This window comes from Exiguobacterium sp. s132, assembly GCF_018617235.1.
Lineage (GTDB): Bacteria > Bacillota > Bacilli > Exiguobacteriales > Exiguobacteriaceae > Exiguobacterium > Exiguobacterium profundum.
Map to the genome: position 1 here is coordinate 1,551,386 of NZ_JACSJU010000001.1, position 22,866 is coordinate 1,574,251.

Genomic DNA, 22,866 nt, shown 5'->3' on the forward strand with positions numbered 1-22,866 from the left:
AATTACCAATTAAACATAATTGTTCCATTGGAAAACCCCACTCGTTTCAAAGTGGGGTCAATGATTAGTTGCGTTCGAGGACGAACGTCTTGTATGCAGGCACGTTTACTTTTCCAGTTGCGCGCTTGATTGTCTTCGTTCCGGCACGGTCGCCATCAACAATTACGTTCCAGCTCCCTTTAGGAAGGGTGACTTGGACATTTGTCGGGTTGGCGTTATGCGTGATGAACAAGTCGTTCTTTTGACCCGGTGCATCTTCGTCAATCGTGTATGTGATGACGTTCGCTTCCGCTTTGTGGAATGTCAAGAATCGTTTCACGTCGCTCGCTTTTGTCATCCGAAGACCTGGGTTGGCTTTACGCATCTCAATCAAGCCTTTCATGTATTGAACGTCCGCCTTGCGGTCGGCCGCCCGTTTCCAATCGAGCTGGTTGATTGAGTCTGGTGATTTGTAGGAGTTGTGGTCGCCTTCCTTCGTGCGCATGAACTCTTGTCCAGCGTGGAGGAATGTCGTCCCTTGACTCGTCAAAATGATGCTTGAAGCGAGTCGGTGCATCTTCGTCTTGTCCATTTCTGATGCGGTTGGGTTCGTTAACTCTAGCTTATCCCATAACGTGTGGTTGTCATGGGCTTCAACGTACGTGATGGCTTGCGTCGGCTCTTTCGTGAATCCTTTAATCGTGTCGCTATAAGCGATCTCACCGACGATTCCCGTCTTCACGCGATTTTCCATGCCCTCTTTTCCGTTGACGAATCCTTTGTCCTCATCGAAGAAGACGCTGCCTTTCAAGCCGTCACGGATGTTGTCATTGAAGTGGGCGATGCCCGGCATGTCGTAGGCGTTCTTTTGATTTGCTTTTAATTCAGCATCGAGCGGCGTACCAAGGTCCCATCCTTCTCCGAAGACGAGAATCGACTTGTCGACTCGATTCAACTCCGAACGAACCTTGTTCATCGTGTCGACGTCATGGATTCCCATCAAGTCGAAACGGAATCCGTCCCAATGGTACTCTTTTGCCCAATAGACGACCGAGTCGACGATCAGCTTTTGCATCATCGCCCGTTCGGAAGCCGTATCGTTTCCGACACCTGTTCCGTTGGCAAAGTCACCACCCGCTGTGTAGCGGTAGTAGTAACCCGGTACGATTTTGTGCAAGTTCGATGCCTGTGCATCGAACATGTGGTTGTATACGACGTCCATGACGGCACGTAAATTGTTGTCATGCAATCCTTGAATCATCTGTTTCATTTCCATGATGCGTACTTTCGCATCGTAAGGATTCGTTGAATACGACCCTTCTGGTGCATTGTAGTTTTTCGGGTCATATCCCCAGTTGTACGTCGCCATCGGATTCGTCTCATCGACGGAGGCCGTGTTGAAGTCATAGACCGGAATGAACTGAACGTGTGTCACGCCGAGATCTTTGACGTGATCGAGCCCTGTCTTCGTTGCCGTTTTCTTTCCGTCAACGAGAAGACGCGTTCCTGGTTCGATGACACCGAGATACTTTCCTTTGTTTTGGATGCCTGAGTCGTATTTGTCCGTCTTCACATCAAAGATGGAGAAATCACGGACATGCGTCTCATAGATGATCGCGTCCGTCGATTGTTTCAACTTCGGTTTCATCGAATTCCAACGTTTTGGATCTGTCTCTTTCAAATCGACGATGACACCTTGGTCACCGTTCACGCCGACAGCCGTCGCATACGGATCGACCGCACGGACCTTCCCTGTCGCATGGGTCACTTGGTACGTATAACCGATGCCGTCCAGGTCACCACGAACTTCCGTTACCCACGTGCCGCGCTCACCGCGCTTCATTTGAATCACTTTCTTCATATCTTTGTCGTTCGTCGGTCGGTTCGTCGGCATGTTCCACAGTTCGAGCTCGACTTGTTGAGCCGTCGGTGCCCAGAGGACAAACTTCGTTTTCGACTTTTGGTACGTGACACCGAGTTTACCGTCGTATGCATATTTCGCATCGAATTCTTTCGAACGAAGAACTTTGCCGGCCTGGAGCGTCTGTTCTCCGAACTCCGGGTGCGAGGCTTTGATGACTTTCGCTAAATCGATGTCTGCTTTGAATTGAATCGTCACCGACTTGTCGCTAGCTTTTTCAATCGATTCCACCGTTGCCCCGTCTACGCTCAATTCATCGATGAACGCATCCGTGATGACGCGATTCGTTGTGAGTGTTGCTTGACGGAACGTGTCCGCCGAGAACGAGACAAGTTTTGGAGAGCGATCGATTTGTGGCTCTGAATAGTAGATTGTCGAATCTCCTTCAACGAGCCAAATCTCTTTCGCAGTCCCGAGAACGAATCGGTCTTCCCCATCCTTCTCCGTCCATTCTCCTTTTTTCGTGATCAAGCCCATGAGTTTCTTCGATTCCGGGTTGGCGAGTTTCACGTTCGCGACGGCACCGAAATCATCAGCCTCATCGAAGGCGATGCTCTGCCCGTCCCCACCGTCCGGCCAAGCCCAAAGACCCCAGTCCGTATATGTATTGTCGTAACGGAAATAATGAACTTTCATATCGATTTCCGTCGAAGCCGTCTCCCCGTCCGGGTTCGACGTATAGATGGTCGGATCGCCCGACTTGATCCACACTTCGGCGACACCATCTTGAATCATATCGCTTGTGATGAAGCGGTCGTTCTCAGAACCTTTATCTTTGTCCCAATTATCCGTGCGGACGATGAGACCGATTTTTTCAGGTGAATCGACTGGGAATTCGTAAGCCGCCACCTTTCCGAATGCATCTTCCCCGTTGAATGTGAAGCCTTTGTTCGGGAAGTAATCTGGGCCGTTCGCCCAAAGCCATAAGTTCCAATCCTTTTCGTTATCCGGCGCCTCTTGATAATGGACGACGACAAGCGTCGACTTCCCTTTATCTAAAGCGGACGTCGGCATCGGAAACATTGACAGAATCAGTGCAAACGTTAGCACAACTGCCCATACGGGTTTCCATTGCTTTTTGACCATGAGGGTCCCTCCTTGTAGCACTATTTTGAGAAAACGCTTACACAGAAATTGTAAACGGTTTCTTTTAGTGAAGCAATGTTATTTTAGTAAAGTAGAGCACTAAACACCTTTCCTCCACAAAAAGGATTGCTTTCCGAGAGTTCAACCTGTATATAGAATTTAAGGAGGAAAAACTTAATTGCTATCACTTACAAACTTAATTAATAACCTAATTGCCAACGCGAGCCTTTTGCTCGTTGGTCTATATCTGATCTCACGTTTTACCAAGCTCGGTTTCACAAATAAATTACCGATTCGGCGTCAGATGACCATCTCCATCCTCCTAGCAGGACTCTCTATGATCATCACGCTTCATGGTGTACTTTGGAACGCTCAAGCGGACTTTCAGTATGGATTTGTCCCACTCATCATTTCTGCTTTGTACTTTGGGATATCTGGTCTGCGTATCACGTATGTGACGAGTATTATCCTACTTCCGTTTATCGTTCCCGGAGAAATACTACTTCTGATCACACTCCTAGATTATTCCGTAGCAGCTGGAACAGCATTTCTGTTCTTACGAATGCGCGAACGGATCCAGCCGACACAAGATATTCGAATCGTAAATATGATTAGTCTTACGTTCATTGCACTCTTCTCTATTCTCAACATGACGAACTATAAGGAGCCAAGTGCATATTTTATAACACTCATCTGGTTTTTATTCATCGGTTACGCGGCAGGCTTCTTTTTGCATATCGTGTATGGTGGCATACGAAAAATCGAACGCTCTGAACGTCTTATCACAAAATATAAAGAAGCGGCTTATACGGATACATTAACGGGGTTAGGTAATAGAAGACAGTTTGATGAGGAAATGAAACGCGTCGATGAAGAAGTGTTCATGTCGCCGAACGAGATTGCGTTGTTGTTAATCGATATCGATCACTTCAAATCAGTTAATGATACGTATGGACACGATGCGGGTGATGCAATTTTAGTCGAGCTCGGTCAACGTCTCTCTGGAATCGCGCGAGCAGATGACATGGTCTGCCGAAACGGCGGAGAAGAGTTCTCTGTTTTACTTGCCGACTGCAACCTTTCGCAAGCCATGTCGATTGCGAATCGCTATTTGACCGAAGTTTCGAAACAACCGTTTCAATTACCTAACAGATCGACGCTTGAGGTCACCATTTCAATCGGAGTATCGAGCACTTCTGAACGAAAGGTCGTCACGTCCGCCCAACTAATCAAAAAGGCAGACATCGGTCTTTACGTCGCCAAACGGAACGGACGAAATCAAATCGGCAAATGGAGTCAACAGAAAGCAAACTAACCTCTCACATTTGTGAGAGGTTTTTCAAAGTTTATTCCATTCATCGAGCGACTCCAAGTACCACCGATAGCTCATCTTGATTTCTTCATCTGTTAAGTCCGCTGGTAAGAGTGAACGTGGGACTAAACCTGTGAACTTGGCGCCTCCGACATGTGCAAAAATATAAGAGGCGACTTGCTCTGACATGTCTCTTGTCAAAAAACCGGTCACATACTTTCCATCCTTGCTCTCGAAGACGATGTCGAGTCGGCGACCTTCCTGTTCATCGATAATCAACTGGTTGTAAAGTCGATGTGCCTCATCTTTGTGCTTATATACCATCCCACGCCTCGCATTGTCATCAATCTCCCACTGATGGTCTTTTCTCTCTTTCGCCGTGAAGACTTTATCAAGCATTCTTGGGTCATCAATCGTTAAGCAACAAAAGATATGTTCATACGACAGTTGATCGTCGTTCACTAAGTCCATGATGTCCGTCTTCGGGATAATCCTTGCCTTGTAGCGTACCATGACACGACGGACGACTTCTTCTTTGTCAAAAATGAGCCACTGCTTCCGTCGCTCAAACTTCTCATGTAACATCTTATAATCCATCGACTTCACCTCACGTACAGCATATCAAAAGACGACGTCCGGCAGTTGCGGACGTCGTCTTGCTTAGTTCCCGTATTTTTTGAACAACTGATAATTCTTATTTCCACCTGACAAGTTGTACACATCGGTGAATCCGAGGTTACGGAGCACGTTCTGTGCCGCGTTGCCCGTCACGCCTCCGTTACAGTAAACAACGGTCGGTTTGTCCTTGTCCATGTCTTTCGCCGCTTCCCGAAGGTTACCGAGTGGGACGTTGACCGCACAATCGACACACGCCTTCTCGAACTGTGCTGCTTTCCGCGTATCGATGATTTGCATGTCTTCCCCGGCATCGATTCGTGCCTGAAGTTCGGCCGGCGTGATGAGTCGAGCCGCCTTGTCGATACTGTTCGAAAGCACCATCCCCGTATACATGACCGGGTCTTTCGTCGTCGAGAACGGTGGTGCGTAGGCGAGGTCGAGATGGAACAAGTCGTCCACTTTCGCCTTAAGGGTGATGGCCGTGACGAAGACGTCGATTCGTTTGTCGACTCCTTCAAATCCAACGATTTGGACACCGAGCAGTTGACGCGTCGCACGATCGGCGACCGCTTTAATCGTCATATCTTTTCCACCCATATAGGCAGGCTTATCCGGTTTCGTGTTATGAAGTACCTCGATATCGTATCCGAGTTCGCGTGCTTCTTTTTCGGCGAGACCCGTCTGTGCGACGGCAAGTCCGAACACTTTGAAGATGCCCGTTCCGAGGATGCCCCGATGTTCGAGGTGACCGCCCGTGATGACGTCCCCGGCGGTCCGCCCCATCTTGTTCGCTGTCGAACCAAGTGGACGCCAAATCGGTTTCCCTGTCACGATCGAGAAACTCTCCGCGACGTCTCCTGCCGCATAGACGTCTGGGATGTTCGTCTCCATCCGCTCATTGACGGCGATCGCACCCGTTTCACCTAGTTTGACTCCCATGTTCATGGCGAGCTCGACGTTCGGACGGACTCCGACAGACAAGATGACGAGGTCGGTCTCAATCGTCTTCCCACTCTCCGTGACGACCCGTTCGACGTGTCCGTCACCGACAAGTTCTGTCACGGTCTCTCCGAGCATGAGCTCGATTCCGTTCTTCTCGAGGTGTTCCTCAACGCGACACGCCATATCCTTGTCGAGTGGTGGCATCACTTGCGGTACACGTTCGATGATGGTCACGTCCACACCACGAAGCTTCAACTGTTCCGCCATCTCTAGACCGATGAAGCCGGCTCCGATGATTGTCGCATGTTTCGGGTCTGTCGAATCGACGAAGGAGCGTGTCGCCTCCGCATGTTGGATGTTTCGAATCGGGAAGACGTTGTCCGACTTCACCCCTGGAATCGGTGGGATGATGCTCGACGCACCCGTCGCAAGGACGAGGACATCATATGAGTCCGTGAACGTGTCACCCGTCTCTAAGTTTTCAACCGTCACCGTCTTCGTGTCTTTGTCGACTGACGTCACATTATGACGCGTCATCACGTCGATGTTGTAGCGCTTCTTGAAGAAGGCCGCATCGCGCGGTGTCAAATCGTCACGTGACTCGACTTCTCCGCCAACGTAGTAAGGAATCCCACAACCAGAGTACGAGATATCGTAATCTCGATCGTAAATCGTGATTTGTGCGTCTTCGTTGTTCCGACGCGCTTTCGCCGCAACCGATGTCCCTGCAGCGACTGAACCGATGATGACTAGTTTCATATATAATCCACTCCTCAATAAAGTAATAAGCTGATGTATAGGCCGAGCAACGTGATAGCCAATGTCGGAATCGTCAAGATGATCCCGACTTTAAAGTACTGTCCCCATCCGATTTTGAGGCCTTTCGTACGAAGGACGTGGAGCCATAGAAGCGTCGCTAGCGACCCAATCGGGGTAATCTTTGGACCGAGATCGGAACCAATGACGTTCGCATAGATTAACGCTTCCCGAACCTGTCCGGTCGTATGCGTCAAGTCGATGGCGAGCGCATCAATCATGACGGTCGGCATATTGTTCATGACCGATGACAAGATGGCGGCCAAAAAGCCCATCCCGAACGTGGCACTGAAGCTGTTAACCGCGAACCAATCGATAAAGTTCGCCAATACTTGAGTGAGTCCGGCATTTTGTAAACCGTAGACGACAATATACATCCCGAGCGAGAAGAAGACGATGGCCCACGGTGCACCTTTGATGACTTGCATCGTCTGGACCGCTGACGAGCGGTTAGCCATCACGAGGAAGAACAAGGCGATTACACCCGCGACGAGCGAAACGGGGATCTCGACTAAATCACTCGTGAAGTACCCGATGACCAGTAAACCGAGTACAATCCAGGATAAGCGGAACATCGTATGATCTTTAATGACGGACGAAGGTTCAGCCAACTGTGAGGCGTCATACTGTTTCGGGATATCTTTTTTGAAATAAAGGTACAACACGAGCAGACTCCCCGCGACCGCGAACACGTTCACGAACACCATCCGCGCGGCGTACTCGGCGAACCCGATACCAAAGAAGTCGGCTGAGACAATGTTGACGAGGTTCGAGACGATGAATGGAAGACTTGCCGTATCGGCGATGAATCCCGATGCCATAACGTATGCCAAGACGACCGTGTCCGGTAGTTTGAGAGCCCGGACCATCGCTAAAACGATTGGCGTCAAGATGAGCGCCGCCCCGTCGTTCGCAAACAATGCTGCGACGAGGGCACCGAGTAACGTGATATAAACGAAGAGTTTCACCCCGCCACCTTTGGCGATTCGCGCCATGTGTAAAGCGGCCCATTCAAAGAATCCAATCTCATCTAAAATGAGTGAAATGATGATGATTGCGATAAAGGTGAACGTCGCGTTCCAAATGATGCCCCATACCGTTCCGACGTCATCAAGATTGACGACGCCCGAAACGAGAGCGATGACAGCCATCCCCATCGCCGAGTAACCGATGCCGAGGCCTTTCGGTTGCTTGATGATGAGGAAAAGCGTCACAAGAAAAATTAAACTAGCAATCCACTGCACAATGTAATCCTCCAATAATCTCTATTTATTTTTTAGCAACTCGGCTGCAAACCGTGCAATACGAGTGTCATTCCCTCTTCTGTTGATTCAACGTCGAGCGTGACGTTTGCGGACAACGCTGTAGCTTCGTTCGCCACGGCAAACGTAAGGTCGTCGAAGTGCTTCACCTCATCGGTCGCTTCCGGTGTCGCTACGGCCAAACCTAGTGTCGGTCCACAGCAACCGGCCTCCGTGATGATGCGGACCGATTTTGTCTGCTCCTCCTCTAGCGCTGTTTTTAAGTAATCGATGGCTTCATTCGTGATGTTCATTTCACTTCCTCCTTCAATAGTTGGGATAACGCGGAATATCCGACTGGCAAATGTTCTTGCCAGGCGAGTATCGTCGGACGCCGATAGCTGTTCACACGTTCGAGCCATAGGACTTCATTCGCGACTTTCGCGGTCAATAGTTTGCTCGTGACATCGAGTGGCGTGAACGATTGATTAACGACCCAAGCGAACGGTAGAATCTTAGCCCGATTCAAATCTGCTACGAGTCGTTCAGCTTCATATACCGGCGTCGCTTCAGGCAAGGTCGTGATGATGACGTGCGTTTGTTTCGGATCACGTAATTTCGGCAACAAATCTCGGACTGCTTCCGGGACAACGCCAGTCGAGCGTTCGAGTTCGCGATGATAACTCTCGGTCGCATCTAACAGAAGAAGCGTGTGTCCGGTCGGTGCCGTATCGATGACGACGAAACGGTCTTTCGCTTTCGCCACCTGATTCGCAAAGGCACGGAAAACGGCGATTTCTTCGGTGCACGGCGAACGCAGGTCCTCTTCGAGCATCATACGTTGCTCTTCATTCAGGTCCCCTGCTTCCTTGAACACATCCTGTCGATACCTCTCAATTTCAACTTTCGGGTCAATGGCATCGACCGTGAACGTATCTGCAATGTTTGTCCCAATCGTGAAAGCGACATGAGCGGCCGGATCCGTCGTCGTCAAATGAACAGAGTGCCCTCTTTCATGAAGCGCAACCGCAATCAGCGAAGCAAGTGTCGTCTTCCCGACACCACCTTTCCCCATCGTCATGATGACACTTGGACCGTCCGCCTCAATCTCATCAACGAGTCGATCAAGTGATCCGTAACGACTCGAGTCATAGCATGCATTTGCGACAGCGACCGTCTCTCCGTTCACAAAGCGCCGAAGTGCAGAGACACCGATCAGATTTTCGTAAGCATATGGAAGTTTGAATGCCTCGAGGTCAGTTATGCCTTCAGGAAGTTCACGGAGTGCTTGTTGCTGACGCTCGATGAGCCGCTTCATGTATCGGTCTGCCCCTTCATCCTGTTGGATAAGACCGTTGACGATGAGCTGCATTCGCTCGATACCGATGGCGCGAAGTTCGGTCGCGGCACGCTCCGCTTCGATGAGTGTGGATGTTTCGGGACGGGCAACGAGAAGCAGTGTCGTCTCTTTACCATCAGTGAGCGTCTCAACTGCCTTTTTGTACTGCAATTGTTTGTCAGCTAAACCGGCAAGCGGACCAAGGCAAGACGCACCTGTCGTGTTCGTCTCCAAAAATTCATCCCATGCACTCGGCAAGGTGAGTAGGCGCAACGTATGACCAGTCGGTGCCGTGTCAAAGATGACGTGATCGTACGCCTCACGGGCTGACACGGACGTCAACAAGTCCGTAAATTGGTCGAATGCCGCAATCTCAACCGTACAGGCACCGGATAATTGCTCTTCCATCGACTGAATGGCCACGTCCGGCAATACACCTCGATAAGGTCCGACCATGCGCTCCATATATTGTTTTGCCGCTTCTTCGGGATCGAAGTTGGCGATGGCAAGCTTTGTTTCCGGAACGAGGCGCGGCGTCTCATCGAGTTCCATCTCAAACACGTCTTGTAAATTACTAGCCGGGTCGGTCGAAACGAGTAAGACACGCTTGCCTCGGTCGGCGAGCGTCAGGGCGAGGCTTGACGCCGTCGATGTCTTCCCGACGCCACCTTTCCCGGTCAAGAACACATAACGGGTCGGTTCAATCGTATGAAAATCAAATGTCTTCATGAGCATATCTCCTTATTTCTTCAGTGAGATGCGAACTTTCGGCTTTTCTCCATCTTTCTTGGCAAATGCGTCAACTGGTAGTCCCGTCAACTCCGCAATTTCTTCATCTGTTAAATAGGCACCCCGTTTTACGATTTTTCCATCAACTACTGTGAGCGGTAGCATCTCGAGCCCATTTGCAATTTCAGCTTGCACCTTGACATTTTCAACGAATCGATTCGGTTCCGATGCCAGATTATAACGAGCAACATCGAAGCCTCGCTGTTTTAACACGTAGTGAATTGTCGCCACTCGCGTCAGTTCTGGATCGATGGATGGACCACATAATCCTGTTGGACAGCACATTGCCGGTTCAAACACTTCAAGTTTCATCGTTGACTCCTCCTTAAATTGCACATTCGGTGTCACAGTCGCAACTCACATCGATTGTCTCAATCTTGTCGAGCAAATCGACGACAATCCCATAAAAAGGGCTCGTCTCATTCAATCGATAGTGGATCCATTGTTTGTCTCGGCGCTCTAATAACAGTCCAGCCTGACGCAACATCTTCAAATGACGGCTGATTGCCGGCTGTGAGATGTCAAAACAGTCGACGAAACTACACGCACACTGTTCTCCCGCTTCCATCTGTTTCAGCATGGTCAATCGAGTCGGATCACCGAGCACCTTGAGTACTTTGCTTAATTCTTCTGCAGTGTACATTTCCACTTCCCCTTCCTGTATAACCTAATTGTTATATAACGTATCCGTTATGAAATTACCATACTTTTCAACTTCATTCAATTGTCATTTCAAAAAAAATCCGTTATGATGAAACACGTTGTGAAAACACGTAACGTTGGAACATTTCCTTTCATATAATGTGGCATTTGATCTTCGTGAGACTCGAAGATCAAAGTCAAAATATAAAGAGAGGTGTGTTCTTCTTGGAAAAAATGAATACAATCAAACAAGACTGGCTCGGTAACGTCCGAGCAGACGTCCTTGCGGGGATTGTTGTCGCTCTCGCCCTCATCCCTGAGGCGATCGCGTTCTCACTCATCGCTGGCGTCAACCCGATGGTCGGGCTCTATGCTTCGTTCATCATCGCCATGGTGATTTCAATCGCAGGCGGTCGCCCTGCGATGATTTCGGCTGCGACCGGTGCGATGGCGCTCGTCATCGTCTCACTCGTCGCCGACCATGGTCTTCAATATTTGCTGGCCGCTGGGATTCTAACGGGTTTCATTCAAATCGTACTCGGTTATCTCGGCATCGCCCGCTTAATGAAGTTCATTCCACGCGCCGTCATGGTTGGCTTTGTCAATGCGCTTGCCATTCTGATTTTTCAAGCGCAACTATCCAACTTTGAAGGGGAAAGCTGGATCATTTGGGCAATCGTCGCCGCGTCACTCGCCATTATCTTCTTATTTCCGCGAGTCACAAAAGCCATCCCTGCACCACTTGTCGCCATCGTCGTCATGACGATTTTAGCCATCACACTCGGTCTCGATACGAAAAATATCGGAGACATGGGAACAATCTCAGCAACACTCCCGGAATTTTTATTCCCGAACGTCCCGTTGACGTTTGAAACGTTGTTGATCATTCTTCCTTACTCGATTTCCCTCGCATTCGTCGGATTGATCGAGTCGCTCTTGACGGCACAAATCGTTGACGATATGACAGGAACGGACTCAAACAAAAACCGTGAATCGCGCGGACAAGGGATTTCGAACATCATTGCTGGGTTCTTCGGTGGGATGCCAGGATGTGCGATGATTGGGCAATCGGTCATCAATGTCTCATCGGGTGCTCGTGGACGTCTGTCGACACTTACAGCCGGTCTCGCGCTCTTCGTCATGATCATGACAATCAGCGACGTGCTCATGCTGATTCCGGTCGGCGCGCTCGTCGGGGTCATGTTCTTCGTCTCCTATGCGACGTTTGACTGGGGTTCGCTCAAAGCGATGCGTACCGCCCAAAAATCGGATACGGTCGTCATGCTCGTCACCGTACTCGTCACCGTCGTCACACATGATTTGTCACTCGGTGTACTCGCCGGGATTTTGACAGCAGCAATTCTCTTCGCTGCTAAAATCTCAAAAATCGATCTCGAGCGAAAGATCGATGCCGACAAGGCTCATTACATGGTGAACGGTCAGCTCTTCTTCGCCTCGACATCTGAATTCGTCAATCAGTTCGATGTGACAGAGGATGCTGAAGCCGGTATCCAAACAGTCACCATCGACTTTGCGAACACGCATCTTTGGGACGACTCTGCCATCGGGGCAATCGATAAGGTCATCTTCAAATATCGGGAAGTCGGAATCGAACCGGAACTGCTCAACTTGAACAAAGACTCGGAAAAACTGCTCAACACACTCGCCCTTCACTTGAAGCAACAAGACGCGAACGCAGGGCACTGATTCATCATTTCCCCGTTTCGCCAAATCACCTATACTAAAAGTAGAACGTGCGAAAGAGGAGGAGTTTTTCATGGGAAAGGTATTTTTAGCGGCAGATGGTTCTGCCCACTCGAAACGTGCGCTAGAAAAAGCGATTCAGCTCGCAAAGGCGTCGAATGCATCGATTGATATCGTGCACGTCATCAGTGCGAAGGAATCGAAAGAAGCGGCCCTCAATTCGACAGGGAAAATCGACTTGGAGACGAAGCGAAAGCAGATGCTCAAGCCACTGTTCGATTTGACGGAAGCAGAAGGCATTGCCTACGAATACATCGAACTTCGTGGGGAGCCGGACGTCGAGCTCGTCAAATATGCGAACCATGAACCATACGAATACGTCGTCGTCGGATCACGTGGATTGAACACGTTCCAAGAGTTCGTGCTCGGTAGCGTGAGTCATAAACTGGCCAAACGAGCTCTCGCTCCTGTCATTATCGTGAAATGACGCATCGTCCCCATCCGTCGTGAGATGGGGATTTTTTGTGTCACATACAGGGGACATACCGTTCATGTAGAATGTTTTAAAGACAGCTAATTCAAAAGGAGGTTCTCGCGATGGACATCGCAAATGACCCGAATACACTTTTTCTCATCTTACTACCTGTTTTGATTTTGCAACTCATCCTGCTCGTCGTCGCCTTGATTGACTTGTTCAAACGCGACATGACGAATGGCCCGAAATGGGTATGGCTTCTCGTCATCGTCTTCATCAACATACTCGGCCCAATCGTATACTTCTTATGGGGACGGACTCCGCGATGAAAATCACACATGTAACGAAGCGATTCGGCTCCTTCACGGCGCTCGATGATGTCAGTTTCGAATTACGACCGGGTTGCACGTCCCTCCTTGGAGAAAACGGTGCCGGGAAGACGACGCTTTTGAACTTGCTCGCCCGCGTCACCGAACCGACAAGTGGCGATATGACCGGACACGAACGTATTCGGATTGGCTATTTGCCTCAGCGCCCTGCCCTCTATCCATCGTTGACTCCCGTCGAGACGATTCGGTATGCCGCTGAATTGACGGGGACCAAACACGTCGAGCCGATTCAACTATTGAAACGAGTCGGGCTCGAACCGGTCGACCGGCCGGCAGCGAACTTATCGGGAGGGATGCGACAGCGTCTCGGGATCGCCCAAGCGCTCGTCCATGACCCGGAACTCTTACTGCTCGATGAACCGGTCTCGGCACTCGACCCACGCGGTCGACGAGAAGTACTCGATCTATTAAGTGACTTGAAACGAGAGCGAATGATCCTGTACTCGACGCACGTCCTGCCGGATGCCGAAGAGGCAAGTGACTGGGTGCTCCTGCTTCGACAAGGCAAATTGCTCATGGAAGGAACCGTGACCGACCTGCTCGGTTCGAAGTCGACCATTGAGCTACGTCTCTTTGACGATGGGACGACCGATGCAGACTGGACGCAGTTAGAAGGCGTGACCCGAACAACCAAACGTGGTTCGACGTGGACGTTTGAGTCAACGGACCGGAATCTCGCCGAACGGGCGATTTTGCGGCGCATCCTGGAACGGAATCTCATCATCCAATCACTACACGTCGGGCACCCGTCACTCGAATCTTTATTCTTGGAGGTGAACGCCTGATGCGTACCGCAATCTTTAAACAGGAATGGCGAGAGTCATGGTCGAACAAACGACTCATTTGGATCCCAATCGTGCTCATGCTCCTTGCCTCGATGCAACCGCTCACGCTCTATTTCCTACCAGATATCCTCGCTTCCGGTGGCAATTTACCGGACGGCGCCGTGATTGATCTCCCGACACCGACACCAGAAGAAGTGTTGATTTCAGTCAGTGAACAGCTTCGCCAAATCGGTCTTCTCGTCGTCTTGTTGTCGGCGATGCATACGTTTAGTCATGAGCGGACGAACGGAACGCTCGCTTGGCTCAAGTCGTTACAAATCCCGACGTCTCGCATCGTTATCAGTAAATGGGCACATTACGTCCTATTGACGGTCGGTGGTCTCGTACTCGCCCAATTAGCGGCCGCTTACTATACGGTTATTCTTTTCGAGGCGTTTGATGTAACCGCATTTCTCATATCTACAGCACTTCTTGTCTTTCATTTTGTCGTTCAGCTCTCCATCTTCATTCTCCTCGCTGCGATGATCGAGAGCGGTGTCGTTGCGGTCGTCTTGACGCTCGGTCTTCATTTCGTCATGTCGCTCCTCATCGGCTGGGTCGACCTCGATTGGATGCCATGGATGCTCGGTCCACTATCGAGTCAGGTGTTCTTGACAGAAGTGAATCTCGTGTGGCCGATTGTGACCGGAACCGTTGTCGTCATCCTATCCCTGTATATGGCGTCGAAACGACTTCGGTTCATGAGTCATACGGCGTAAACGTCTGACCTTACAAATGATTCATTTGCCACAGCTTCATCTTGGATAAATATGGGTATCTCTTCTGTATACATACAGAGGAGGTCACATGAATGACATGGAAAAGAAGGGTCGGCATCGGTCTGTTAATCGGTGCAGTGTGGACGAGTCCACAGTTCGCGTCCGCTGAGGGTTCATTCCAACAGACGGAGGATGGCATCGTCTATACATCGAGTGACGGGACGGTGTTGACAGGGTGGCAAGTAATCGAGGGTCATACGTACTATCTGAATGAAGATGGTACCCTCATCACAGGTTGGCAGGAAATCGAAGGTACTACATATTATTTTGAGACAGACGGTCGACTCATCACGGGTCCCCATGCGGTCGACGGCACGACATACACATTTGACGAGAACGGGAAGCTACTCACCGGATGGCAAGAACGCGATGGTCTCGTCTATTATTACGACGAAACCGGTCAAGCCGTCACCGGCTTCCAGACAATCGAAGGCAAACGATATTACTTCAACGAGGACGGGGTCCGACTCTCGAGATGGCAACAGTTTGGTGACGCCAAACATTATTTCTTCCCAGACGGGACCATTCGTACAGGCATGTACACGATTGACGGCAAGAAATATTATTTGATGGAGCAAGGAAAGATGGCGACCGGATGGCAGACGATCGGCACACGACGCTATTATTTCGGGACTGACGGGGTACGTCGACAAGGTCTCACCCGAATCGGTGAAAAAGTGTATGGATTTCATCCCTACTATGGGTATCGCCTCGAAGGGTTGCATCGGATTAACAATCGTCACTACCTGTTCGGAAAATACGGCGATCGTAAGTATGGCCTTCAACAGATAAATGGTGTTATGTACGGCTTCCATCCGACCTATGGCTACCGACTAGAAGGTATCCACACATTGAATGCACGCGTCTATTCATTCGATCCATATGGACGTCGTGAGTACGGATTTCAAACGGTCGATGGGAAGAAGGTCGGATTCCACCCGACTTACGGATACCGCTTGAAAGGGAAATTCCGATTAGATGGAAAGACGTATCATTTCCATTCGACCGGTGTGCCGGAGAAAGGATGGAAATATACGACCCAGTACGAATATTATGCTCCGGCCTTGACGAAAAAGACGGATTGGCAAGCCATCGACGGCAAGTGGTATTACTTTGATACATACGGAAAGATGTATCAAAACCGTCGTGTCGGAAACGCCTCATTCGATGCGCGTGGTGCCTATTCTCAGGCACTGTCCGTCTATAAGATGAGCGTCCCGCTCTATCGTCAGTTCCCGATGGGGTATCCGTCAGGCTGCGAGTTCTTCTCCCTCAAAATGGCACTTGAAGAAAAAGGGCGTGCCGTCAGCGCCTCGACCTTATATAACGAGATGCCAAAGAGTATGTGGAACGCTCGCTATGAGAACCGTCTCTATCGCTGGGTCGACCCGAACGTCATGTTCACAGGAGATCCGAAAGGGACGCTCGGAAAATATAAGAACTATGGGATTTATCCAAAAGGCATGATTGGATTCGCCAGTAAGTATCGTCCGGTGAAAGACTTGTCCAATCAAGGGCTCGGCTCGATCGAACGCGAACTGTCGATGGGCAACCCGGTCATCGTCTGGGCGAGTGTCGACTTCAACAAACCATACGGCTACTTCAACTGGTATACCGCTTCGAACAAGAAGTTCACCGGCTACGTCAACTATCATGTCATGTTGGCAACCGGCTATGACAAGTCAAACTTGTATATCAACGACCCATATCGCGGTCGCTTGGTCATCCCTAAGTCAAAAGTGAGCGCCGTCATGAGCGCGACGGGATGGAAAGCGCTCGCGGTCAGATGAGTAAAAAGGAACGTGTCTTTCATCGAAGGACACGTTTTTTATGTCCGACTAGGAGAAAAGTATGAAATTAAGAAATATAAATTCCTATTTTTACAATTAAATATTGAAATTAAATTTCTTAATGGTACACTCCTGTTAAGGAATTGAAGCGCTTACATGAATCAAAGGAGGAGTTTCTGATGAAAAAGTGGATGGGTGGTATGGCTGCGTTGACGATTCTCACGACTTCCATCGTCTGGTTGGACGTCGATGCGAAGTCTGAACCGAAAAAACCAAAGGTCGAACTCGGGGTCGACCGGTTGATGGAAAACCCGGAAATCTTGAAAGGAAAACGGGTCGGACTAATCACGAATCCGACCGGGATCAACGCGGAGAGAACGAGCATCGTCGACCTATTTGACCAGTCCGATGACTTCGAGTTGACGGCATTGTACGGACCAGAGCATGGCGTTCGGGGAGATGCCCAAGCCGGATCGACGGTCAGTTCCTACATCGATGACGTGACGGGGTTGCCTGTATATAGCCTATATGGTGCCACGAAGAAACCGACTCCTGAGATGCTACAAGATGTCGACGTGCTCGTCTTTGACATCCAAGACGTCGGGACACGCTACTATACGTATATCTATACGATGGCGTATGCGATGGAAGCCGCTGCCGAGAACGGGATTCCGTTTGTCGTCCTCGACCGTCCGAACCCGCAAGGCGGGCTTCGCGTTGACGGTCCGGTGCTCGACCCGGATTACTCCAGTTTCATCGGTCTCTATCCGATTCCACTAAAGCATGGGATGACCGTCGGTGAACTCGCGCGACTGTTCAACACCGAGTATCAGATTCAAGCCGACCTTGAAGTCGTAAAAATGAAAGGTTGGAAGCGTTCGATGATGTATGAGGACACGGGACTCCCGTTTGTCATGCCGTCCCCGAACATGCCGACGACCGACACGGTCAATGTTTACCCTGCGACCGGATTGTTTGAAGGAACGAACTTATCCGAGGGGCGCGGGACGACGAAACCGTTTCAGCTGATCGGCGCGCCGTATATAAAAGCGCATGAATATGCGAATGAGCTGAACGGGCTCGACTTGCCAGGTGTCGCTTTCCGAGCTGCCTCGTTCACGCCGACGTTCTCAAAACACGCGGGCAAACTGACGCACGGAGTTGAGGTCTATGTCACTGATCCAGCTCGATTCGAATCGACAAGAACTGGGATTGCGATGATTCAAATGGCTCACAGCATGTATCCGGACGACTTCGAGTTTTTAGCGAATGACTTCATCACGAAATTGACAGGAAACGCCTACGTGAAAGATATGATTCTCGAAGGAGCTCCGCTTGAAGACATCCTGACGAAAATCGAGGACGAACGGGACGCGTTTCTCCCAATTCGGAAAGAGTATTTACTGTATAAATGAAGCAAGGATGGGCTCACGAAGAGTCCATCCTTTTTGTAATGAAATGGTAAAACCAAAAATCACCCAAACGATATAGAATATAGGGAGTCCCACAAAAGGAGTCGATTCCATTGAAGAAGCATATCTCTCTACTACTCACCATCATTCTGACACTCGGAGTGATCGGGTCGCCCTTCTCTATCAACCGCGTCCAAGCATATTATGAGACGTCGATCAACACGACCGGTTACGTGACCAACATTAGTCAACTCAATGTCCGGCAGTCGCCTTCTTTGAGCGCGAAACGACTTGCACTCATTCCGCGAGACGGTTCGATGCGTGTCCGGACATCGTTCCAATTGGACGGTGTGCGCTGGTATAAGATTCAATGGGGCAGCGGCTACGCTTATCTGCCCGCCAAGTATGTCCGCTTGTCCACAGCTGAGGTGAAGTTCACGAAACCGACGTACGTCAAACCGTCGAGCGTTTATTTAAAATCACGTCCGCTCACGACTTCTTCGAACGTCAAGTTCGTCCGGCAGGGTACAGAACTTGAGACCGTGTCATATCGCTATACCGGCACATCACGATGGTACAAGGTGCGCTACGGTTCATACACTGGGTACATCCTCGCCAATCATGTCAGTTTCACGTCGCCCGTCAACGTGTTGACCGAGACAAACAAAGAACGGAAGGCTGCCGGTCTCTCTCTTCTCGCTGCTTCGAGTGAGGCGAACCGTGTCGCCCAAGTCCGTGCCGATGAGATGGCGCGTACGGGTCAATTCTCGCACACGCTCAAGGAGAACGGTACACCCGGGGACACGTTAGACGCTTACGGCGTCTCGTATCGGGGCTGGGGGGAGAACATCTATAAAGGATCGAGCGACCCAGTCCGGGCGGTCGATGCGTGGATGAACAGCAGCGGTCATCGCGCGAATATCTTGAATGCGAATTATACGCACCTCGGGATTGGCAAAGCGATCGATGCCCAAGGGTCGACCATCCATGTTCAAATCTTTTTGACGAAATAACCGCTGAAGGACAGTCACGTCGTGGCTGTCTTTTTTTCGCCAATTAAAAAAGCGGATTCGCATCCGCTCTCGAGCCTTACGCACTTCTTATATCTCATGCTCTTTCACGAGCACACGAAAACGCGGTCGGACGGTCAATTCGATTGACGTCACGGTCCGCTTTCGATCTTCAGCTAGGACGATCAATAACTCTGCGTGGTCTCGCCGGTCTTCTAAAATCTCGACCTTGCTGACGGTGCGGAGCAGTTGATAATATACGAGCTCCCCGTCCCCACCTTTGATATTGATTTCAAACTCGTGATAGCTCGGTGATATTTTAAAGTAGAACGTCTCCCCATGCTTATTCGTGAAACGAAAAATCGACTCATCATAATAGAACGGGAGTGTCGAATCCATTCGTTTCGGTTCGACTGTACAAAACGCAGAAAGCACGATTTCGTCCGGGAACAATGCCCCTTCTTGTTTGTTGAATTGCCATCCTTTCATCCAAATCCCTCATTTCAACACTATAATTATCTGAATAATTAGATTATTGCACATTTCAAGTGTTCCGGACAGGTAAATTCGTGACAATCCTCGAACACCTTTGTGTAGAACGAGAAACATTTCACATGAGAAAGGAGTATCACGATGTCCATTATCTCGCTCGACCATGTCACGAAACGGTTCGGGGATACGATTGCCTTGAACGACCTCACTCTGAAAGTGGAAGAAGGCGAACTCTTCGGGTTGCTCGGACCGAATGGTGCCGGGAAGACGACCGCCATTTCGGTCATGTTGAATCTGTACGAGGCGGACTCCGGTTCGATTCACATTTTTGGAAAAGCGATGCCAAAAGACGAACTAGCCATCAAACGCCGCGTCGGGATCGTGCCGCAACACGTCTCCGTCTATGACCAGCTGACCGTCTATGAGAACATCCAATTTTTTGCGGAGCTGTATGGATTCAGTCCGAAAGAAGCGAAACAAAAGACCGAGGCCGCGCTCCACTTCGTCGAACTCGATGCCCATCAAAAGAAACGTCCGCCCGAACTGTCCGGCGGTCTCCTCCGTCGCCTCAATATCGCCTGTGGCATCGTCCATGAACCCGAACTCATCTTCATGGATGAACCGACCGTCGCCATCGACCCGCAGTCGCGAAATACCATTTTAGAGAACATCCGCGAACTGAATCGCCGCGGTGCCACCATCATCTATACATCTCATTACATGGAAGAAGTCGAACTCCTCTGCGACCGAATCGCCATCGTTGATGAAGGAAGGATCATCGCAGAAGGAACACAGGACGAATTGAAAGACCGTGTCATGACACTCGAGACGGCCCGGATCAAAGTCGATGCGCTCACACCAAATTTGCTCGAACGTCTTGACGCACTCGAACACGTTCAAAAAGTAGAGTATGAAGAACCGTATATCGAGGTGTCGTTAGACAAAGACACGCCGCTTGCTCCGCTCCTTGAGACACTCCATCAAGAACGTGTCCACTTCACCGCCATCACGGTCGACCGCCCTTCCCTCAATACCGTCTTTTTGGCATTGACAGGGAAGACGCTCCGGGAATAGGAGGGACGTCATGTGGACTTTCATCAAATATGATGTGAAACAGCGGCTTCGTGATCGTGCCACCCTCTTTTGGATGCTCATCTTTCCGCTCATCCTCATCTTTGGACTCGGGACGATGCTGTCGGCCGTCTTCAGTGACACGTTCAAACTTCCGGTCACGAACGTCGCCTACGTCGAATCGTCGACCGACCAGTATCGAGAGCCGCTCGAGGCTTTTTTAAAAGAGGATGACATTCAAGCCTTCATCCGACTTGTCCCATACGTTGACCTCCAATCTGCCGAACAAGGTGTGAACGATGGCGATGCCGATGTCATCTTGCAACTCGATGGACCTGACATCACACTCTTCTATGAGGAACCGACGACGGTCGAGTTCGACGTCCTCGATGCCATCCTCGGTCAGTATACGGCCATCGCCAATCAACAGATCACGCTCGCGGAAGCAGGCGTGTCGGCCCCATATGTGAATGAGGCTTGGCTCGATACGGAAAGTGTCGACTTGGCGGGACGTACCCCGACCTCGCTCGAGTATTTCACCGTCACGATCTCAATCATGACGGCATTGTTCGGGTCGTTTTATATCACATCAATGGCACGAGAAGAGCAGCCGAATACAGGCAGTTACTTACGCATCCAAGCGGCCCCAGTCCGAACGGTTCAATATCGACTTGCGCGGACGTTCAGTCGCTACGTCATCATCTTGTTGCAGCTCATCCTCTTGTTTTGGTTCAGCCATTTCGTCTATCGCACATTCGACTTGGCGAACGTACAGTTCGGCTATCTGATTCTGTCTTGGCTCGCCTTGACCGCGTACGGGGTCGCCATCGGATTTCTGATTGTCAACTTGCCGAAGTTGAGCGCGACGACAAAGGATGCGATCGTCAACGGCTTCGTCGCCATCCTCATGATCTTATCCGGTGGCTATGTCCCCGGTTTTGACCAAGTGACGCTGAACTATGCGCCGTGGGCTGCCTACGTGTTCATGCCGATTTTCATGCGGGACGGGATGCTAGCCGTCCTCCTACGTGAAGGTGACATGAATCTGTATTGGCAAAGTCTCGGATTGCTCGGGATTCATCTCCTCATCTTGATTGCATTCAGCTACATTCTCTCGAAAGGGGTGAAGCGTCATGGTTCTCATTAGACATGTGGCCAAACGGATGCTTCGAAAGAAAGGGCTGTGGGTGTTCACCTTCGTGTCGATGTTCGGTTTCGCGCTCATCCTCTCCTTCGTCGGTGGAACGTCCAGTTTGAACGCATCCATCGGGATTGTCGACCGGGACGGTGGACTTCTCGCCGAACGCCTCATTGACGAGGCCGAACGGTTTGGTCGGGTCACGTTGCTCGAGTCGAACACGGATGATGTCTTGTTAGAAGGAGAAGATATCGTCCTCATCATTCCTGATGACTTCACGAAACAGGCGTTCACAGGAGAGATGCCTCGCCCTTCCTTCTCTGCAATCGCCGGGAGTGATGCCTCGTTGATCGAGCAGGCACTGAACGGTCATCTGTCCCGCGAACGCCAACTGCTCGAAGCGAGCGGCTACGATAAAGCGACGTTCGAACAGCTTGCGTCAAAAGAGACGTCGAACGGTTACACACTTTCAAGTGAACCGTTTCAGGAAAGTGTCGCCACGACCGCCCGAACACAGGCCTTCTTCGGTCTGTTGTCGTTCATCATGATGTCGACCTTTCTCCAGTTCATTCCTATGTTTGTCGCGGATGATCGGGACGAGAAGATCTATGCGCGGTTGTTCGCCTCACCGGTGACACCAAGGCGTTACTTCGCCTCTCTGCTACTAGCCTTTTATCTCGTCGGCTTCATCTACGTGATGCTGTTGATTGGCGTGAGCCTCGCTTTATACGGTCAGGATGTATGGACACATCTCCCGACCGTATTCGCCTTGTTTTCTTCCTATCTGCTCGTCTGTCTAGCCCTCGGTGGTCTCATCGCCGTGTTTGCGACGAATCGGGAGAAGGCGAACATCTTTCAAATCTCGGTTACGATGGCATCCGCCATCACCGGCGGGGCGTTCATCAGCCTGCTCTGGTTGCCGGATTCATTGAAACTTGTCGGTCGTTTCCTGCCGACCTATTGGTTGAATAACGGTGTCATCACGATGTATGAGGGTCAGTTCCCGTATCCCTCCATCCTTGTCATGATTGGCATGACCGGAGTCGTCTTCCTCCTCACCATCCTCGTGTTGAAGAAACGACCCCTAACCGTCTAAT

General features: G+C 50.4%; 21 protein-coding genes. 12 read left to right on the forward strand and 9 right to left on the reverse strand.

Features of this window, described 5'->3' with window-relative positions:
• Positions 1-64 precede the first annotated feature (64 nt).
• Entirely contained in the window at positions 65-2,986 is a 2,922-nt protein-coding gene (gene pulA / locus KNO78_RS07965) for a type I pullulanase (protein WP_214690576.1), read from the reverse strand.
• Positions 2,987-3,164: 178 nt separating this feature from the next.
• Between pulA and KNO78_RS07970 the strand changes: the two genes are divergently transcribed.
• Positions 3,165-4,301 carry a GGDEF domain-containing protein gene (locus tag KNO78_RS07970; protein ID WP_214690575.1) on the forward strand — a complete coding sequence of 379 codons (1,137 nt, stop codon included), beginning with the start codon at positions 3,165-3,167 and terminating at the stop codon, positions 4,299-4,301.
• Positions 4,302-4,325: 24 nt separating this feature from the next.
• Here the strand turns inward: KNO78_RS07970 and KNO78_RS07975 are convergent, their stop codons facing one another.
• The 7 genes from KNO78_RS07975 to KNO78_RS08005 form a co-directional block, all read right to left on the reverse strand.
• Positions 4,326-4,895 carry a hypothetical protein gene (locus KNO78_RS07975; protein ID WP_214690574.1) on the reverse strand — a complete coding sequence of 190 codons (570 nt, stop codon included), beginning with the start codon at positions 4,893-4,895 and terminating at the stop codon, positions 4,326-4,328.
• A gap of 63 nt (positions 4,896-4,958) precedes the next feature.
• Positions 4,959-6,617: an FAD-dependent oxidoreductase gene (locus KNO78_RS07980; protein WP_214690573.1), complete on the reverse strand. Its 1,659-nt coding sequence runs from the start codon at positions 6,615-6,617 to the stop codon at positions 4,959-4,961.
• 14 nt (positions 6,618-6,631) lie between these two features.
• Positions 6,632-7,918, reverse strand: coding sequence for an arsenic transporter (locus KNO78_RS07985; RefSeq protein WP_214690572.1), 1,287 nt, complete (start codon positions 7,916-7,918; stop codon positions 6,632-6,634).
• A gap of 32 nt (positions 7,919-7,950) precedes the next feature.
• Positions 7,951-8,229 carry a Fe-S cluster assembly protein HesB gene (locus KNO78_RS07990; RefSeq protein WP_074036072.1) on the reverse strand — a complete coding sequence of 93 codons (279 nt, stop codon included), beginning with the start codon at positions 8,227-8,229 and terminating at the stop codon, positions 7,951-7,953.
• Positions 8,226-9,983 carry an arsenical pump-driving ATPase gene (gene arsA / locus KNO78_RS07995; protein ID WP_214690571.1) on the reverse strand — a complete coding sequence of 586 codons (1,758 nt, stop codon included), beginning with the start codon at positions 9,981-9,983 and terminating at the stop codon, positions 8,226-8,228. Before arsA ends, KNO78_RS07990 begins: the two co-directional genes overlap by 4 nt.
• A gap of 12 nt (positions 9,984-9,995) precedes the next feature.
• Entirely contained in the window at positions 9,996-10,355 is a 360-nt protein-coding gene (gene arsD / locus KNO78_RS08000) for an arsenite efflux transporter metallochaperone ArsD (RefSeq protein WP_214690570.1), read from the reverse strand.
• A 13-nt stretch (positions 10,356-10,368) separates the two neighbouring features.
• Positions 10,369-10,686: an ArsR/SmtB family transcription factor gene (locus tag KNO78_RS08005; RefSeq protein WP_012727076.1), complete on the reverse strand. Its 318-nt coding sequence runs from the start codon at positions 10,684-10,686 to the stop codon at positions 10,369-10,371.
• Between the two features lie 233 nt (positions 10,687-10,919).
• Here KNO78_RS08005 and KNO78_RS08010 point away from each other — a divergent pair, with 233 nt between their 5' ends.
• The 8 genes from KNO78_RS08010 (at position 10,920) to KNO78_RS08045 (ending at position 19,071) form a co-directional block, all read left to right on the forward strand.
• Complete coding sequence (locus KNO78_RS08010) at positions 10,920-12,392, forward strand: SulP family inorganic anion transporter (protein WP_214691255.1); 1,473 nt, start codon at positions 10,920-10,922, stop codon at positions 12,390-12,392.
• A gap of 70 nt (positions 12,393-12,462) precedes the next feature.
• Positions 12,463-12,876, forward strand: a complete 414-nt coding sequence (locus KNO78_RS08015; RefSeq protein ID WP_047794988.1) for a universal stress protein — start codon at positions 12,463-12,465, stop codon at positions 12,874-12,876.
• Positions 12,877-12,986: 110 nt separating this feature from the next.
• A complete protein-coding gene (locus KNO78_RS08020; RefSeq protein ID WP_012727079.1) occupies positions 12,987-13,193 on the forward strand; it encodes a PLD nuclease N-terminal domain-containing protein in 207 nt (68 codons plus the stop codon).
• The gene (locus KNO78_RS08025; RefSeq protein ID WP_159562797.1) at positions 13,190-14,038 is read left to right on the forward strand and encodes an ABC transporter ATP-binding protein; all 849 of its coding nucleotides are present in this window, start codon (positions 13,190-13,192) and stop codon (positions 14,036-14,038) included. The genes KNO78_RS08020 and KNO78_RS08025 overlap by 4 nt, the downstream gene beginning before the upstream one ends.
• Positions 14,038-14,796 (forward strand): ABC transporter permease, encoded by a 759-nt coding sequence (locus KNO78_RS08030; RefSeq protein WP_214690569.1) that lies wholly within the window; start codon positions 14,038-14,040, stop codon positions 14,794-14,796. Before KNO78_RS08025 ends, KNO78_RS08030 begins: the two co-directional genes overlap by 1 nt.
• A gap of 92 nt (positions 14,797-14,888) precedes the next feature.
• Complete coding sequence (locus KNO78_RS08035) at positions 14,889-16,646, forward strand: C39 family peptidase (RefSeq protein ID WP_214690568.1); 1,758 nt, start codon at positions 14,889-14,891, stop codon at positions 16,644-16,646.
• A gap of 191 nt (positions 16,647-16,837) precedes the next feature.
• Positions 16,838-18,061, forward strand: a complete 1,224-nt coding sequence (locus KNO78_RS08040; RefSeq protein WP_374193983.1) for an exo-beta-N-acetylmuramidase NamZ family protein — start codon at positions 16,838-16,840, stop codon at positions 18,059-18,061.
• A 110-nt stretch (positions 18,062-18,171) separates the two neighbouring features.
• Positions 18,172-19,071 (forward strand): CAP domain-containing protein, encoded by a 900-nt coding sequence (locus tag KNO78_RS08045; protein ID WP_214690566.1) that lies wholly within the window; start codon positions 18,172-18,174, stop codon positions 19,069-19,071.
• An 87-nt stretch (positions 19,072-19,158) separates the two neighbouring features.
• Here the strand turns inward: KNO78_RS08045 and KNO78_RS08050 are convergent, their stop codons facing one another.
• A complete protein-coding gene (locus KNO78_RS08050) occupies positions 19,159-19,557 on the reverse strand; it encodes a hypothetical protein (protein WP_159562802.1) in 399 nt (132 codons plus the stop codon).
• 144 nt (positions 19,558-19,701) lie between these two features.
• On the opposite strand from KNO78_RS08050, the gene KNO78_RS08055 reads away from it, so the two are divergent.
• Genes KNO78_RS08055 through KNO78_RS08065 form a run of 3 tightly spaced genes read left to right on the forward strand, consistent with a single transcriptional unit; the run spans position 19,702 to position 22,865 of the window.
• Positions 19,702-20,634: an ABC transporter ATP-binding protein gene (locus KNO78_RS08055; RefSeq protein ID WP_214690565.1), complete on the forward strand. Its 933-nt coding sequence runs from the start codon at positions 19,702-19,704 to the stop codon at positions 20,632-20,634.
• A gap of 10 nt (positions 20,635-20,644) precedes the next feature.
• A complete protein-coding gene (locus KNO78_RS08060) occupies positions 20,645-21,778 on the forward strand; it encodes an ABC transporter permease (RefSeq protein WP_214690564.1) in 1,134 nt (377 codons plus the stop codon).
• Entirely contained in the window at positions 21,765-22,865 is a 1,101-nt protein-coding gene (locus KNO78_RS08065; protein ID WP_214690563.1) for an ABC transporter permease, read from the forward strand. The genes KNO78_RS08060 and KNO78_RS08065 overlap by 14 nt, the downstream gene beginning before the upstream one ends.
• Position 22,866 lies beyond the last annotated feature (1 nt).

Bases quoted from the DNA above. Each gene is read 5' to 3' on its own strand.
- KNO78_RS07990 (WP_074036072.1), bottom strand. From the start codon at position 8,229: ATGAACATCACGAATGAAGCCATCGATTACTTAAAAACAGCGCTAGAG.
- KNO78_RS08025 (WP_159562797.1), top strand. From the start codon at position 13,190: ATGAAAATCACACATGTAACGAAGCGATTCGGCTCCTTCACGGCGCTC.
- KNO78_RS08065 (WP_214690563.1), top strand. From the start codon at position 21,765: ATGGTTCTCATTAGACATGTGGCCAAACGGATGCTTCGAAAGAAAGGG.
- pulA (WP_214690576.1), bottom strand. From the start codon at position 2,986: ATGGTCAAAAAGCAATGGAAACCCGTATGGGCAGTTGTGCTAACGTTT.
- KNO78_RS07980 (WP_214690573.1), bottom strand. From the start codon at position 6,617: ATGAAACTAGTCATCATCGGTTCAGTCGCTGCAGGGACATCGGTTGCG.
- KNO78_RS08030 (WP_214690569.1), top strand. From the start codon at position 14,038: ATGCGTACCGCAATCTTTAAACAGGAATGGCGAGAGTCATGGTCGAAC.
- KNO78_RS08050 (WP_159562802.1), bottom strand. From the start codon at position 19,557: ATGAAAGGATGGCAATTCAACAAACAAGAAGGGGCATTGTTCCCGGAC.
- KNO78_RS08060 (WP_214690564.1), top strand. From the start codon at position 20,645: ATGTGGACTTTCATCAAATATGATGTGAAACAGCGGCTTCGTGATCGT.
- arsA (WP_214690571.1), bottom strand. From the start codon at position 9,983: ATGAAGACATTTGATTTTCATACGATTGAACCGACCCGTTATGTGTTC.
- KNO78_RS08035 (WP_214690568.1), top strand. From the start codon at position 14,889: ATGACATGGAAAAGAAGGGTCGGCATCGGTCTGTTAATCGGTGCAGTG.
- KNO78_RS08055 (WP_214690565.1), top strand. From the start codon at position 19,702: ATGTCCATTATCTCGCTCGACCATGTCACGAAACGGTTCGGGGATACG.
- KNO78_RS08020 (WP_012727079.1), top strand. From the start codon at position 12,987: ATGGACATCGCAAATGACCCGAATACACTTTTTCTCATCTTACTACCT.
- arsD (WP_214690570.1), bottom strand. From the start codon at position 10,355: ATGAAACTTGAAGTGTTTGAACCGGCAATGTGCTGTCCAACAGGATTA.
- KNO78_RS08015 (WP_047794988.1), top strand. From the start codon at position 12,463: ATGGGAAAGGTATTTTTAGCGGCAGATGGTTCTGCCCACTCGAAACGT.
- KNO78_RS08010 (WP_214691255.1), top strand. From the start codon at position 10,920: ATGAATACAATCAAACAAGACTGGCTCGGTAACGTCCGAGCAGACGTC.
- KNO78_RS08005 (WP_012727076.1), bottom strand. From the start codon at position 10,686: ATGTACACTGCAGAAGAATTAAGCAAAGTACTCAAGGTGCTCGGTGAT.
- KNO78_RS08040 (WP_374193983.1), top strand. From the start codon at position 16,838: ATGGGTGGTATGGCTGCGTTGACGATTCTCACGACTTCCATCGTCTGG.
- KNO78_RS07975 (WP_214690574.1), bottom strand. From the start codon at position 4,895: ATGGATTATAAGATGTTACATGAGAAGTTTGAGCGACGGAAGCAGTGG.